This window comes from Paenibacillus sp. EKM211P (assembly GCF_011066175.1).
GTDB classification, from domain to species: domain Bacteria; phylum Bacillota; class Bacilli; order Paenibacillales; family Paenibacillaceae; genus Paenibacillus; species Paenibacillus polymyxa.
In genome coordinates this window covers 137300-154676 of record NZ_JAAMNS010000010.1, presented here as the reverse complement: position 1 = coordinate 154676, position 17377 = coordinate 137300, and the positions used below count along the sequence as shown (strand labels likewise).

Genomic DNA, 17377 nt, shown 5'->3' with positions numbered 1-17377 from the left:
CCATAATTCTTTAATTCAGAAGGAGAGATAAGATGATAGACAATGAGGGATTTTCACTATTATCTGAAAGGGAAAAGAGAGAGGTATTGCGCAAACTGCATAAACAGATCCAAAATCAGCAGTTGCAGAAGGAACAGGCTGCGGCAATATCTGCAGAAGCAGAGGTATCTTTATCGAATTATCGTCCATTTCCACTATCGGATATGCAGGAATCGTTTTCAATAGGCAAATTTTTTGGGGGCGTATCTGACCGTGTAGGTTGTCATATTTATTTCGAACTGGAAGAATACAATTTGGATATTGCCCGATTGGTAGCATCTTGGAACCAACTGATGATGTACCACGAGATGCTTCGAGTAGTGATATTACCTAACCAGTCTCAGCGTGTGCTGGAGGATGTGCCGGAATACACGATTCGAGTATATGATATGTCGGACGAAGCTTCTGAAGCATTAAACTCTCATTTAAAGATGATTAGAAGTCGGATGTCACATCGGTTATATGAGGTAGGCCAATGGCCATTATTCGAAATTTGCGTATCCCGTTTACAATATGAGAAATATATAATTCACTTTAGTATCGACGAATGGATCGTGGATGGATATAGTATTGCCCTACTATTTAAGCAATGGTACATGCTATACCACAATCTTGTGTTCCAACTTCCAAGACTTGAATTTACATTTAGAGAATATATAGCTATGAGTCGAAAGTATGAAGAGTCACGGCGCTTTTCAGACGACTTGGAATATTGGATGAAAAAGTACACTAACGTACCTAACGGCCCTTCGCTTCCATATGCTTCTGATCCAGAGCATCCTTCGGGTCAATCTTATTTTGAACGTAAAAGATATAAGCAGTCTATAGATAGGGACACCTGGGGACGTTTAAAAGAAATATGTCTTCAAATGGAAGTTTCCCAAACGGCTTTGTTGATTTTATGTTTCAACGAACTGCTATCTTACTGGAGCAGTGATGAGAATTTTTCGATTATTCTTACATTTTTTAACCGTCCACCTGTTCATCGGCAAGTGGACCAGATTGTAGGACCGTTTGTATCAACTCATATTTGCTCGAATGAAAGTAGTCGGCAGTTATCGTTGAAAGATAAGCTGACCAACTACCAACGCCAGCTTTGGAATGACTTGGATCATAGTACCGTCAGCGGAATAAGAGCTTTGAGAGAGCTACGTGTTCGTAATAAACAATCTCCACACCTTTCAGTTCCAGTGGTATTTACCAGTATGCTGAATAATGGGGGAAAGGCGGCAGAGGGAAGCTGGTTGAGCCAAGCGTCATACTCCATTTCGCAAACTCCGCAGGTTTATTTGGATCATCAGGTATATGAGCGAGACCAGCAGTTAATTGTTCAGTGGGATGTGGTAGAAGAATATTTTACAGAAAACACGATATGCTCTATGTTTTCTGAATATATACAGGTCATTAAGCTATTGACGAATCCAGATAACTGGCATGAAGTATCCTTAAAGAGAAAACTTGAAAAGGTTGTACCGCTTGTTTTCTCTCCCGAAAATAAATACTCTCGATTCCGCTTATCCGACATGCAGCAAGCACAACTCTTTGAACGTATTCATAAAAAGGTCAGTTGCCGAATATATCAAGAGTTTGACCTTGAAGATCTGGATATTACCCGTTTGCAAAACGCGTGGAATCGGGTCATTCAGACACATGATATGTTGAGGACTGTCATAAGTGAGAATGGAACCCAAGAGGTGCTGCCCTCAGTACCTGAGTATAAAATAATTATTCTTTCAGACGGGTTAGGAGAGCATGGAGTGGAGTCTATGCGACGTGAAAAGCTTAGTATGTGTTTCCGTGTCGATGAATGGCCCTTGTTCGACCTTTCAGTTTCGTTGAGAGCAGGTAAAACAGCTCGAATACATTTAACAGTAGATGCTTTAATTGCAGATGGAGCCAGTATGGCCAAGATTTATCATGAACTTTTTGAGATATATACAAATCCTACAGCGTTACTGAAAGTACCAGATTTGACGTACCGCGAATATTTGCAATCAATGAAGCGGTTTAAAAGAACAAAAGAAGGTAAGGAAATATCCCTATACTGGCAAGGGAAATTCATCTCGCTGCCAACTGGTCCCAGCTTGCCATATCTTAAAAGAGACGATTTGAAGTATGGCTATAAACACTTGGAAGTTCAGATTCACAATTGGAGGAAAATTAAGAAAAAAGCTGAAGAGCTGTTGGTCAAACCTGAAATGATACTATTTACAGCGTTTACACAGGTTTTAAAGGACTTGAATGGTCCCCGGCCGTTCACTGTTGTGTACGTTGATTGGAACCGTATGCATCTCCATCCTGACATAGATCGAGTGATTGGGGATTTTACATCGCTGAGTTGGGTAATTATCGAACCTTCCGATACATCTCTAGTTGAAAAGGCCCGTATCTATCAGCAGACTGTCCAGAACGATTTGGATCATGGAGTTGTTGGTGGTTTGGGTGAGTTGCGAAAAAAAATGATGACTGCTTCCGAGGAAGACTCTTTTTCTCTACCAGTTGTTTTTACCAACCCAATAAGAGCTACTGAATCTCCGTTGCCTCCACAAGTAAAGATGGGATTTGGACAATCCATTACCCCTGGAGTTTATTTGGATAATATGAGCTATGAGCATGACGAGTTTTTGGTTAGTCATTGGGACTACGATGAGAGTGTGCTCCCGTCTGAATGTGTGGAAGAAATGTTTAAACGGTATTACGATTTACTTACGGATTGGACAAATGATGTAGATAAAGGCGGGCAGGGATGGAGCAGCAGAAACTGTATCCATACTCTTTTTGAAAAGCAGGCTGAGTACAGACCTTATGCGGTAGCGCTTTCATTAGATGGAAAACATTTGACTTACGAGCAACTGAATAAACGTGCCAACCAACTGGCTCATTACTTGCTTAGTCGTAAGGTAGGACCTGAGGTGTTGGTTGGGATTTGCCTGGAGCGTTCCTTTGATATGGTAATCAGCATTCTGGCTGTTTTGAAAAGTGGAGGAGCCTATGTACCACTTGATCCTCATTATCCAGAGGAAAGGTTAAGGATGATTACGGAGGATGCACAAATATCTCTTATGCTTACGAAAAAGTCACTTGCGGGGAAGTTAACCTCAAATCCTGCAGAACGGACGCAATTTGTTTGTCTAGATGAGGTAGAGAAACAACTCTTAGTAGAGTGTAACGAAAATCCTAATACTGGTGTAATGGAAGATAACGCTGCGTATGTGATCTATACCTCGGGAACTACTGGTAAGCCGAAGGGAGTTTTGATCACTCATCAAAACATTGCCCGTTTATTCTCCTCAACCGATGCCTGGTTTGGATTTAGGGAGACAGATGTTTGGACGTTTTTTCATTCGTACGCTTTTGATTTTTCGGTATGGGAGTTATGGGGGGCTTTGTTATACGGGGGACGTCTGGTCATTGTGCCTTACTCTGTCAGCCGCTCATCTGAGCTCTTTTATAAACTGGTCGAGTCGGAGCAGGTAACTGTACTCAATCAGACTCCAACTGCATTCAAGCAGTTTATGCTTGCGGAGGAGCGTATGGGACGACCAGGGGATCTGTCATTGCGGTATATCATTTTTGGAGGAGAAATGCTTCGTCCTGAAAGTTTACTTACATGGTTTAACAGACACGGTGATAAACAACCACAGCTAATTAACATGTATGGAATTACGGAAACAACAGTACATGTAACGTATCGTCCGCTGAGAATGTCGGATGCTTACTCCGAGAAGAGTATAATTGGTTCTCCTATTCCTGATGTACAACTGTATATTTTAGACGAACACATGCGCCCAGTACCAACGGGGACAGCGGGGGAGCTATATGTTGGGGGGGAAGGACTTGCCAGAGGTTATTTGAATCAGCCCGTTTTAACTTCCCAGCGATTTGTTCCCGATCCGTTCTCCGATGTACCGTTGAGCCGAATATATAAAACAGGAGATTGTGCGCTCTTGCTACCTGATGGTGAAGTACAGTATTTGGGGCGCATGGATATGCAAGTCAAGGTTCGTGGCTTTCGAATTGAACTAGGAGATATCGAAGCCGCTTTATTAAGGCATGAACAAATTAAACAAGTAGCCGTCACTGTACAAGATCAGGATACAGACGATCCAAAGATTGTGGCCTATATCATTCCAACCAACGGAGAGTGTCCCTCGGCAAAAGAAGTCAGACAAAAGGTTCGAAATATAGTTCCAGACTACATGATACCTAATGTTATTGTGCCTATCACATCTTTGCCGCTAACGGAAAATGGAAAACTGGATCGAACTTCTCTGCCATGGCCTGTCTCAGCAACGGTAGATGCAAGGAGATACAAATCTCCTGTGCATTTAGAAGAATTGCTCCTGGAGTTAAAGATGGTCCTACAAAAAGCTTTGGACTCGCAGGAGCCTATCGGTATTGAGGACGATCTATTCGATCTCGGAGCGACCTCCTTGACCATTATGACGATGTCACAAGTATTGGAAGAAGAGTACGGTGTCGTTGTTCCAGTGGAAATCTTTTTTACTGAATCAACACTTCTTGATCTTGCAAAATTTATACATTCAGAAGTTAATTGCAGTCGACCCGATGTGATAGAAAACAACTATTATGATCAATGCAAAAGTGAGCCAAATATAAGCTTATGTGTTGAAGGTACAGCAGTGGAAGAGGAAGCAGATTCGATCAATAACGAAGTCCTGTCCATCATTCGCGCGGCTCTTGAAACGAACGATAATATCCAACTTTCTGACGATCTTTTTGATCTGGGGGCTACTTCACTGACCCTCATGACTGTTACTCGTGTCGTTGAGGACAGATATGGAATATCAATACCAGTTGAGACATTCTTCAGTACACCGAAAATTGCGGATATTGCTCGGTTTATTGCTAGTAAATGTGGAATACAATTAGCCCTTTGCAGTACTCAAGAATCACACTTGGTTGGGGATACAGCAACGGTCATGACTGCACCTGAGAACATTCAGATGACAAAGCGGACTGTGAAGTTGAAATCTCCAGCATTCAGAAGAGAATTGTATCATTTCTCTTCGAGTAAGCAGCAATTCCAGTCTGATCCCATTCCATTTAATGACTTTTCCAAATTTTTAGGGCTTTTAAAAATGGAAAAAGTGGATGGCGACAGCAAGTATTTATACCCCTCTGCAGGAGGGCGAAATTGTGTACAGACATATGTCTATGTAAAAGAGGGGCGTATTGAAGGATTGGAGGGTGGAGTGTATTATTATCATCCTTTGCAACACGAGTTGTTTCCGATCTGCGTTCCGGTTGTACTAACTTCCTCAATGCACAGGGAGTCTGATCGGCCCGTCTTTGAAAGTAGTGCATTTAGTATTTTTTTTATTGCTCAGCTTCACGCACTTGAAACCGTATATGTAGATTATAGCAGGTACTTGGCCAAGCTGGATTCTGGCTATATGACTCAATTGCTGGTCAGCAGACAGCAGGAGTACAATATTGGGCTATACCCTGTAGTGGGGCTTGACTTTGATCGTATTGCTCCGTTTTTCCATCTTGACGAGGGCCATCTCTTTATGTTTTCTATGATCGGTGGATTTTATAATTATGAGAAAAATGAAATGATATGTAATGACGAAAGCAAGAATCAACATGGTCAAGAGCCTAGAATGGATATTACGGCACATTTTAAAGCACATCCTGTTTATGAAAAAGTAAGAGATATTCTTAGAGTTCAGCGGGAGCGTAAATTTAATATTTTGACCCGTAAAGAGCTTGTGCAGCTTACCAGAGAACAGCGTCACATTCGTAAGTTTGATGAATATACAAAAAGAATTGTGCTTACTTCGGAAGCATTGGACCCTGTAAATTATATACTGCGTTCCAGTCAGCGGCATTTCAAGGAGCAGCCTGTACCTTTTAGTCATTTTAGCAAGTGGTTGTCTACATTAAGAACAGAAAGTGACCAATCCATGGATCAAGGGCTGTATACCCCTCCTGGTGGGGTTTCAGGTTTGGGGATTTTTGTTTATGCAAAGGAGAACGGGGTTGAGAATCTCCAAGAAGGAATTTATATGTACAATCGCAATCAAAATACGTTGACTTTGGTTGGAGAACGTTTATCTGTACCTGTGCGGGCGTGTCATACTCCGTTTAATATTAAAATCAGCATGGAAGCCAAATTTTTTATATTCCTGATTAGCCGGTTAGAAAAGAGCCGATTGATCCTAGGAGAAAGCTGTGTAAGTTGTGCTCTGATAGAAGCTGGAATGATCGGACAAGTTTTGATGGATAGACAAGCTGAATGCGGCATCGGAACTGTACCGATAGGCGGGATGGATTTTGATAAAATCTCACAAGATTTTCTTGCAGGCGAAGAAAACATCTATATCCATAGTTTTATGTGTGGTTCCGTATCACATAAGAAAGAGCGTGAGTTTACATTCAGACTTGAGGAACCGGCAGCAAAACCTACTAAATTACTGGATAAGGAATCTGATTCCGTAGTCGGTTCCTTTCCCCTCTCTATGGGGCAGAAATCATTGTTATTTGTTCATCTCTCAAATCCGGAAAGCGCTTCGTATAATACAGCCTATCACGTGCGGATACGCTGTGAACTGGAAATAACTCTGTTACAAAGGGCAATGGAATTTGTAATATATAAACATCCTTTGCTGCGTACAGTTTTTTCCATCAGGGACGGGGTAGAAACGCAGATTGTTTATGCAAAATGCGATCCGCAAATTAAAGTGGTGGATGCTACGGGTTGGGATCACGAAAAACTTGTAATAGAAAACGAAAAAGAATACCGTGTGCCGTTTAGGCTTTTAGAGAAGCCAGGCTTTCGAGTGGTGTTGTTCCGTATCTCTGATACTGATGCAGTACTGCTTTTTAATATACATCATATCATTACAGATTATATCTCAACTGGACTAATAGTGAGAGATTTATGGGAAACATACGAAAAACTGCTAATAGATCCAAAATATATACCAAAGGCTAATGCGGATATGCGCTATTTTGAATTTGTTGCATGGCAAAACGAACAATTAAACAGCACAAAAGGTAAGAATATGTGGAATTATTGGAAAGGGGAATTAGACGGTGAATTACCGATACTTGATTTACCGACTGACAAGCCTCGTTCTTCGGTCCAAACTTCTAACGGGGCGACTCTGACCTTCACTGTGGATAAAAATCTAACTACAAAGCTGCGCCGATTCTCACGACAAGAAAAGAAAACATTATATCTAGTTGCTTTAACCGCGTTTCACGTGTTACTACACCGTTATTCGGGACAGGAGGATGTAATCATTGGGACAACGGCAACTGCTAGAGGCCCGCTTCGCTTTCAGGATGTCGCAGGATATTTTATTAACCCAATAGTTATTCGGGCAGATTTGAGTGGAGAACCGACTTTTAGGGCGACCTTGGAACGAGTCAGTAAAACATTATATTCGGCTCTGAACAACCAGGACTACCCATTCCCATTGCTAGTGGAGAAACTCAACCCCAAGCGCGACTCTAGTCGATCACCTATTTTTCAGGTTACCTTTCAGCTACTGGATCGTCAAATGAGCTTGCAGAAAAGTAAGGGCGCACTGGCACTGGAATCTTTTCACATTTCACAACAAGAGGGTCAGTTTGATCTTGAACTTGAAATGATGGCGGAGGAAGAAATAATTCAAAGTAAAATAATGTATAACAAGGATTTATGGAATGAAAATACAATTGTACGTTTCAAAAATCACTATATCAATTTATTGGAGGCAGTAGTAGATTGTCCGGATTGCAATCTTCTTTCTTATGATTTTCTTGAACCAAACGAGAAAACACTCTTGCTCCATTCCTGGAATGGTGACTTAAAGGAATACGATTCCAAATGTATTCATACATTGTTTGAGGAGCAAGCAGATCTCCAGCCAGATCATACGGCTGTTTCCATCTGTGACCGTGAGGGAAAGCGAATCCAAATCAGCTACAGGGAATTGAATTGCCGGGCGAACCGTCTGGCGGTTTATTTGCGATCGATTGCAGAGGAAACCACAGAATTAGTAGGGATTTGTCTAGATAAATCTATAGAAATGGTCGTTGCCGTTTTAGCTGTATTTAAAGCGGGATATGCCTACGTTCCTGTCGATCCAGTTTACCCGAAAGAAAGAATAGAATTTATCTTGAAAGACTGCAGAGCTTCTATCCTTATTACAAATTCGGAGATGAAAACGAATCTTGATGGACTAACCACAACGATCAATCTTGATCTAGCTCGTGGTGATATAAAGAGGGTGTCGGATCAGAATTTGAACCTTCCACTTCGAACTGACAGTCTGGCGTACGTCATTTATACCTCAGGTTCAACGGGCATGCCAAAAGGGGTGGAGATTACACATGAGAGTGCAGTGAATATTTTTTATGGATATAGAGAGAAATATCAACTCGAAACGGTAAATAAAACACATTTACAAATGGCAGCGTTCACCTTTGATGTTTTTATCGCAGATGTGATGAGATCTCTTTGTTCAGGTGGCAAACTTGTGCTTTGTCCTCGAGAGTATTTGCTGGACCCCGGGCATTTGTATCAATATATTACTGAAGAGAATATACACATTGCCGAATTTGTACCAGCGGTGATGAGACATTTGGTTCAGTACATGAAAACTAACGGACTCATGTTGCATATGAAAACAGTCATAATTAGTTCGGATAGTTGGAATATGAAGGATTTGTCCGATTTTCGGCTGTATTTCAATAAGGATACACGGTTTATAAATGCATATGGTGTGACAGAAGCGGCTATCGACAGTACCTATTTGGATTGCGCGGATCTAGGGACCGGATATGAAGGCTTCGTGCCGATCGGAAGACCTTTCCCTAACGTCCAAATTTACATTTTGGATAAAGGATTGAATCCGACCCCCATCGGTGTAGTAGGTGAACTTTGCATTGGAGGAAAAGGGGTGGCAAGAGGATATCTTAATCGCCCTGATTTAACAACCGAGAAGTTCATTCCAGACCCGTTTCATGATAGTCTAAAATCCCGGCTGTATCGTACAGGTGATTTGGCACGTTACTTACCGGATGGAAGAATCGAATTTCTTGGCAGATCAGATTATCAAATAAAAGTACGGGGGTTCAGGATCGAGGTAGGTGAAATTGAGGAAGTCATATCCCGGCACCCTCTAATCAAGGAAATTGTTGTTCTTGGAAAGCAAGATCAGACAGGAGAAAGTATTTTAGTTGGTTATTTTACTGAAACGGATACTGATTCTCTTTCCCTGAATGATCTACAGGATTTTGTTCGGAACAAGCTGCCTGAATACATGGTACCTACTGTTTTTATTAAGCTGGATACGTTCAATCTTACAAATAACGGAAAAATAGACAGGAGGAATCTGCCAAGCCCAGAAAAGTGCTTAAAATCATCTATACGGAATATGGCCGCCCCCAATACAGAAACAGAGCAAAAATTAATTGAGGTATGGAAATATATTATTCAGATTCAAACTGTCGGGATTGAAAATAATTTCTTTGAGGTAGGTGGACACTCCTTTTTGGTAATCAGGTTGTTGAATGAGATAAAGTCAATATGGAGAAAAGACATTCCGTTAGTTGACTTTTTGGCTAATCCCACTATTCGGAATCTGGCCAACTTGCTGGATACGGCGGGGGATAACAACAAGCCTGAGGAGGAGTGGCTGGAATGTGGCGGTCTAGAGCAGGAGTTCCTACAAGCAGAATCCGTAGCACCGGAATGGGCCACACCCCAAAGAATTTTTTTAACAGGTGCGACAGGTCATCTGGGGATACATCTGTTAGTTAATCTTCTTGAAAAGTATAAAACTGCAGTTATGTACTGCCTGATTCGGGCAAAGGATGAAACAGACGCTATCCGCAGACTGGAGAATACCCTTCAAAAGTACTTGCTTTGGAGAGAAGGAATGCTTGAGAGAGTGGTCCCTGTATTGGGAGATTTGGAAAAGCCTATGTTAGGCCTTAGCCGTAGTTCATTCGATAAGCTTGCACAAGAAGTTGATATTGTGTTTCATAACGGTGCATTTGTCAACTTTGCTTATCCATATGAGGTTCTGAAAAAAGCAAACGTGAACGGTACGATTGAAGTTCTGAAGCTGGCTTCACAATTCAGGTTAAAACCGATACACTATATTTCCACCACATCTGTATTTGAAAATATAGACGCAGAGCCTGCTTCTTGTGACCATGAAGTTGTGGTGCATGACAATAGTGATCTTATTTATAACGAGAAGCTCCATTCTACTCTCGGCTACACTCAAAGTAAGTGGGTAGCTGAAAAGCTGGTGCAAAGAGCAAGAGAAGAGGGTATGCTTGTTTCCATCTACAGACCCGACGTGATTTCTGGACATAGTCAAACAGGGGTTTGGAATGAAAATGACTTTGCTAGTAAAACTTTGAGAAGTATTGCTTCATCAGGTATTATACCGGAGGGGAGCTTTAAGTTCAGCTGGTTGCCGGTAGATACAGTGAGTCAAGCCATCGTTGAGTTGTCCAGCTTTCCTCAAAGCTTGAATAAAAATTTCAATTTGGCCTCTCCTTACTTTTTTGAATTGAGTGAGTTGGCTAATTGGCTAAGGGAGGCTGGGTTCCCAATTCAGGTAATGCCCTTCTCTACGTGGAAAAAACAGATGGAAGATGCTCAGGCTGTTGGATCAGGAGACAGTCAAATACCGGATGTAGTTTGGAGAGCGGCAGAAGATTATAAGCTACGTATTACATTCACATATGATATGCATAATGCAGTAGAAGGGTTGCAAGGAACGGGAATCCAATTTAGCCCGATCAGTAAAGATATTATCTGTAAGTATGTAAATCACTTTATCCAGAATGGACTTTTGAAAAATCCAATTTTATAAGCATGATGATTAAAGGAAACTCCCGATATCGGGAGTTTTCTTTAATCATCAGATAAAAATTGATGAATGATTTTCCTTTGTTACGTTTCTTGGAGCCTGAGCTGGATATTTGGGAGTCGTGAGCACGGGGCGCTACGCTGCCGAACGGAAAGATGGGAAATGGCTAGTTGGAACATAGGGTTTCTATGATGGAAAAACGAACCAATACTTTTTTGCTCCAATAAGGTTTAGTTTTTATTCCCGGGTATTAAATTTAGCGGCATCAGTCGTTTTTGTTGAACGTTTCTGCAAAGCAAGGTTCTAGGTTTGACGTTTCGGAAAGTAGATAAGTTCTTACCATTAAGTTAACTATTAAAAAAGATCACAAGGGATGACTTTGAGAATGCTATACTACCTCTTTTTGGGTATTCCTCCTTGATCATGAATTTTTCATCTGGTAAAATGTAGTTTAACTACAAAAATATGAAGGATGGGGATGGGATGTATGAGTATTAGTGAAAAAAGGGACAATCCTACGGGAAGCAGTATATCAAATGAGATTTTACAAGGTCCGATTGTTCCGATTTCAATCAAACTTGCTCTACCGATTATTATTGGACAACTTTTGCAATTAGGTTACAGCCTAACTAATACGATGTTTGTTTCTATGATTAATAAAGAATCTACAACATTATTGACTGGAATCGGGTTAGTTTTCCCTATACACATGTGTTTCCTCGCCTTGAGCATCGGATTATTTACAGGTATGAACTCCGTTGTGTCAAGGGGGATCGGGGAAAAGAATCAACAGGTCATACATAAGGCCGGAGACTCGGGAGTATGGCTTGCCATTGCCTTGGCTCTGTTAACAGTATCAGTTTTGTATGTATTTTCTGGGCCTATTGTTCGGCTTTTGGCTGGTACCGAGATGAGTACAGAGGCAGTTAACAATGGTTTGAGTTATTTGCATTGGATACTTCCGGGGCTTGGCATGATGCTCATCAGTCAATCGCTCCTGGGCATCTTACAAGGTGAAGGATTGTCCAAATATTATGGAATGGCTTTGATGTTGTCTACAGTGCTCAATATTATTTTGGACCCTATCTTCATATTTTATTTTGGTATGGGGGTCTCTGGAGCTGCATTAGCAACAACGATAGCGATAACTGTCATGTTTTTATTTGTGGTAGGGTTATTCTTGAAAAAAAAGTCGATTGTCCCTGTTTCCTGGAAGACTAATAAAGTGGATTTTACCTTAATTTCAAAGGTGATTTATGTTGGGTTTCCTCAGACCTTAAGTATGATCTCCCTATCCGTCATGAGTGCTTTTCTTAATAATTTAATTGGTTCTATTAGTGAAAATGCCATGAACTCATGGATTCTCGTAGGTAGATTTGATGAATTCCTTCTTCTAGCTGGTTATGGCTTCGGAAGTGCAGCTTTAACAATGATCGGTCAAAATTATGGAAACGGAAACATGGATCGTGTATTACGTATTTTCAAAACTAACGTATTATTAGCGGTGGGATTATGCAGCGTGTTTTTGATCATTTACAACGTTTTTGCCCCTCACCTATTCCCTCTATTTACCAGCATCCCAGAGGTAGCTGCAGGTGCTGTGAAACAGGTTCATATCATTTCTGTTTCGTGTATAGGGATTGTAATAGCTATTGTGGCAACCAGTTCGTTTCAAGCTACTGGGAGGGCTATGCCGGGACTCATCTTGGACATTTTACGTATGGGATTATTAACAATTCCATTATCATATATATTGTTCTACTGGCTTAAGCAAGGGACTACAGGAATATTCTTTGGGATGGCAGGGATTAACTTGATAATGATGGTGATCTCTTTTGCGTGGTGTTATTTCTATTTGAAAAATATTAAGCAAGTTAAAGTATTGATAGAATCTGTGACCCTGAAATAAGTGGAATTTGGGATAACATAATGAAATAGAGATGGATGCTATTTATACAGATGATGATATAAATGAGCGAAACCTTTGGAGGATTTATGGAAAATACACGAGCAATGACGAAGATGAGAGAGTATTATCAGGAACAGGGAATAATAACGGACCCCGGTAAGGAGAGATGGCTTTATACAAATCTACCCAAGCAAGTGGATGAATTATGTGAAATAGTTCAAGGGCTTACGTTGAACCATGAGTATGCAGAGCAATACGAAGTGAAGTGGACGTATAATCGAAAAAAAGAACGTGAGCTACGAACAGTTTCCAACATGCTAAAAAGGATTCAAGAACTTTGTTCTCATTCTTTGAATATACCAAGAGAGGTCCAAGATCGTTTAATGGTGACCTCTCGAGATATTAATGTATTGTTATGCTCTATGCTTCGATACCAAAAGATTCCTTCACGTGTATTATGCGGTTTTTCTGCTTATCGTAATGATTTTTATCCCTCTCATTGGGTTTGTGAATTTTGGATGGAGAAAGAAGAACGTTGGGTACTGGCAGATGCATCCTTGGACCCTACGCTACAAAGACATTTAGGGATTGACTTCAGTCCTGTAGACTTACCACCAGAAAAGTTTTTCCGTTCTGAAGATGTATGGACCAGGTGTCGCGACCACGATATGGATGACCGATTGTTCGGATATCAGCTTCATACGGGGCTGGGGTTCATCCGTGGAAATTTACTTCGTAATTTTGCTTCTCTGAATAAATACGAAGTATCTCCTTGGGATAACTGGTGGGGGTTTCGGTCAAAAAAGGATATGAATAAAGATGATTTTGTTCAATTACAAAAAATAGCCGAGGTTACATCGGGAGGGAGCAATACGTTCCAAGACTTGCGTTCTCTTTTTGAAACGGATGTCTTTCTGTCATCCCCTGTCCGGACAAAACTGGGCCTGCAGGGTGAAGTTGAGGTACCCCATAAAACCGAAAATGATGTTTACTGTAGAGTCATGGAGCCTGTACACCAAAAGCGTCGTCATTTTAATACTTCGCAATGGACTACTCCAGAAGTTACTACAGACCAAATTGTGATTAGGGGTGCAAAGCATCATAATCTGAAAGATGTGAACCTGAATGTACCTAAAAATCGGATGGTCGTTTTTACAGGGGTAAGTGGTAGTGGTAAATCCTCATTAGTTTTTGATACCATATATGCCGAAGCACAACGAAGATTTGTATTGGGCTTCTCTCCTTATGTTCGTAAATATATGGATAAAGTCGAAAGACCCAAGGTTGATGCTATTGATGGACTTAGTCCCGCTATTGCAATTGAGCAAAAGACTTTGAGTAACAATCCCCGATCTACAGTAGGGACAATAACAGAAATATCCAGTTATCTTCGTTTACTATATTCCCGGGTCGGGATACGTAAATGTTTAAAATGCAACTCGGAAATATATCCCCAAAGCCCTGATGATATTGCTGTTGCATTATGTGACTATTTTTCTGCTGGAGAAACATTTCAATTGTTTGCGCCCGTGTTAATTAACTTTTCCGGTGAACTAGAGTATAAACTTGAAGAAATGAAGCGAAAAGGAGTTAAGCAACTTCGGGTAAACGGAAAGCAGATGCTGTTAGACGACGTGGTTTTAACTCAGACAGTAAGCAATTGGAATGTCGATGTTGTGGGGGATTGTTTTACTACTGCTGATACATTGGTTGGTTTAGAGAAGGAATCGTTTATAGGAGAGTTAACGCTATCTATCCAGCAGATTTTGAAGGCAGGTAAACATACAATTTCAGCAGAGGCAAAAGAATGCAAGGCTCTTTTTACAACAAAAATGATCTGCCCATACTGCCATTCCAGTTTTCCGGAATTGAGTTCTCAGCACTTCAGTTTTAATTCACCATTAGGTATGTGTCCAGATTGTAACGGTCTTGGAATCCAACAGAACATTAGCGTCGAATTACTTGTAGATAACCCTGATGTAAGTATCTTGGACGGCGCTTTAAAGTGGTTTGGCAACTTACGAGAAGGAAAAAAAACAACATGGCCCACAGGACCGCTTGATGTGATATATGCCCACTACGGTCTAAATATTGAAACACCTTGGAAAGAACTGCCCGAATGGTTTCATCAGATCATTTTTTATGGCTCAGGACAAGATAAAATTAAAGTCCAGTCCACGTTAGGTATGAAAGAAACAGAAAAACCCATAAAGGGTCTTGTTCCTGAACTTACCCGGCTTTATTATGAAACGGAATCAGAGTTTGGTAAAAAGAAATACGGGGCATTTATGGCTTCCCAAAAATGCTCAAGTTGTGATGGGACCAAATTGTGTAAGGAAGCACGTTCGGTTCAGCTTGGAGGTAAAACTATTTCAGAGATAAGCTCCTCCTCAATTGGAGAATTGTTGGGATGGACAAAGGTTGTATATGAGCACTTGGATGAAGCAATGCTGGAGATTGGCGAGGAGTTGCTTGTCGAAATATACAACCGTCTTTCCTTTTTGATGAATGTCGGTCTCCATTATCTTAGTCTGAATCGAACAGCTCCAACTTTATCAGGAGGAGAAGGCCAACGTGTAAAACTTGCCAGTCATTTGAGTAGTGGAATGACAGGAGTGCTTTATGTACTGGATGAGCCTTCGATCGGTCTCCATCCGCGTGACATCAATAAGCTCCTTCACACGTTATTGAATTTGCGGGATCAAGGGAATACCGTACTTGTTGTTGAGCATGAGGAAGAAATAATGCGAAAAGCTGATTATTTAATTGATATTGGTCCCAAAGCGGGAATTCTGGGTGGCAAGGTAGTAGCATTTGGTACACCTGAGGAGGTCATGATAGACCCCGCTTCCGTTACCGGTCAGTTTTTGAGTGGAATGAAGAAAGTTGAGGCTCCAATCAAGGCCCAAACTAATCATAATACGCAAGATTGGCTTGTTCTTGAGGGAGCCTCTCACAATAATTTGAAGGATGTTACTGTCCAATTTCCTTTGGGTCGTATGACTTGTGTAACAGGTGTTAGTGGTAGTGGGAAAAGTAGCCTGATTGCTGGAACGCTGGAGCCGTTACTTGAGCAAAAGCTTAATGGGAGCGACACATGTCCAGGAGCTTATCGAAGCATTATAGGGCTTGATAAGGTCGATAAAGTAATTAATGTATCCCAATCCCCAATTGGTAGGACACCGCGTTCCAATCCTGCAACATACACTGATTTATTTAATAAAATTCGAAAAATTTTTGCTAATACGGAACAAGCCCAAGACGCGCAGATCTCATATGAGTATTTCAGTTTTAACTCGCCAGGAGGACGATGTGAGGCATGTCAAGGACATGGACAGGTAAAAATTGAAATGCACTTTCTAGCTGATGTATGGATTACATGTAACGATTGCAAAGGCCGCCGTTTTAAGCCAGAAGTTCTTGACATTAAGCACAATGGTAAAAGCATAGCTGATGTATTGGAAATGGACGTTAAAGAGGCATTGGAGTTTTTTAAATCTAACAAAGATGTCATACGCATTTTACAAACGTTCCAAAATGTTGGACTTGACTATATTAAGCTCGGCCAAAGTGCTACTACATTAAGCGGTGGAGAAGCACAGAGGGTAAAGCTGGCCAAGGAATTAAGCAAGGTAAAAAAAGGGCATATGATTTATATCTTGGATGAGCCTACGACGGGGCTTCACTTCAACGACATTCAGCATCTGCTGAATATTCTTCACAGACTCACCACTGAAGGCCACACTGTAATTGTAATTGAACACGATCTTGATGTGATAAAGACAGCCGATTGGATTGTAGATTTAGGCCCAGAAGGAGGAAAAGCTGGAGGAGTGCTTATTGCCCAATGTCCGCCGGCCAAATTGATTCATGTGGAAGAAAGCTTTACCGGGCAGGCTTTAAAGAAGATGTTCAATATGTAATTTCCAAGATAAACATTCTAAGGACGGTACTCCTGAATTTTTGAAAAACTATGGGGAACCGTCCTTTCTTTTTAGCATAACACGTTATTATGTAAATCTGGGATTGTTAGATATAATTTCGATTCCAACGTCAACAGTCCGTTCACTTTTCATAAAATTAAGCCTGATTTTTGCCCTTTTTTTATGTTTATCAATTTTCTTTATAATTGCCTCTAAGCCAGTTAGTGGTCCCGACTGAACAGTGACTTTGGAACCTTCTACATAGATTTGGGAATAGTCAATAACTTCGTTTTCGTTTATCAACTGTTGTATGAGGTCTATTTCGGCATCAGAAATTGTAGAAAGATGAAAGCCCTCTTTTTTTGAATAATGACATCCTTGACTAACAATTTTGTATAAACATGGGATTTTATTTAAAGTATAGTATATTTCTTCTGTCATGTCTGTTTTTATTAGAATATATCCCGGAAATAACAACCTCAACGAATTAACCATAATACCCTCTTTTTTTTCTGGTATCTTTCGTCGTGGAACAATTGATATAAGGCTGGATTCAGTAAAATACATACGAATAAAGCGTTGAACAATTTCTTCCTTACCGTTTTCGATAAATAGAGCGTACCATGGCATTACATAGACCTCCCTAGGCAGTATATATCCAA

Annotated in this window: 4 protein-coding genes; 3 read left to right on the top strand and 1 reads right to left on the bottom strand. The window is 40.8% G+C overall.

Going from position 1 to position 17377, the window contains the following annotated elements; genetic code table 11:
• Window positions 1-32 precede the first annotated feature (32 nt).
• The 3 genes from G9G57_RS15680 (at window position 33) to uvrA (ending at window position 16715) form a co-directional block, all read left to right on the top strand.
• Complete coding sequence (locus G9G57_RS15680) at window positions 33-10886, top strand: non-ribosomal peptide synthetase (protein ID WP_164965182.1); 10854 nt, start codon at window positions 33-35, stop codon at window positions 10884-10886.
• Between the two features lie 484 nt (window positions 10887-11370).
• The gene (locus tag G9G57_RS15675; protein WP_164965181.1) at window positions 11371-12792 is read left to right on the top strand and encodes an MATE family efflux transporter; all 1422 of its coding nucleotides are present in this window, start codon (window positions 11371-11373) and stop codon (window positions 12790-12792) included.
• An 86-nt stretch (window positions 12793-12878) separates the two neighbouring features.
• On the top strand, window positions 12879-16715 hold the full coding sequence (uvrA, locus tag G9G57_RS15670) for an excinuclease ABC subunit UvrA (RefSeq protein WP_226888865.1): 3837 nt from the start codon (window positions 12879-12881) through the stop codon (window positions 16713-16715).
• Between the two features lie 87 nt (window positions 16716-16802).
• Here the strand turns inward: uvrA and loaP are convergent, their stop codons facing one another.
• Complete coding sequence (loaP, locus tag G9G57_RS15665) at window positions 16803-17345, bottom strand: antiterminator LoaP (protein WP_044787454.1); 543 nt, start codon at window positions 17343-17345, stop codon at window positions 16803-16805.
• Window positions 17346-17377: the final 32 nt, after the last annotated feature.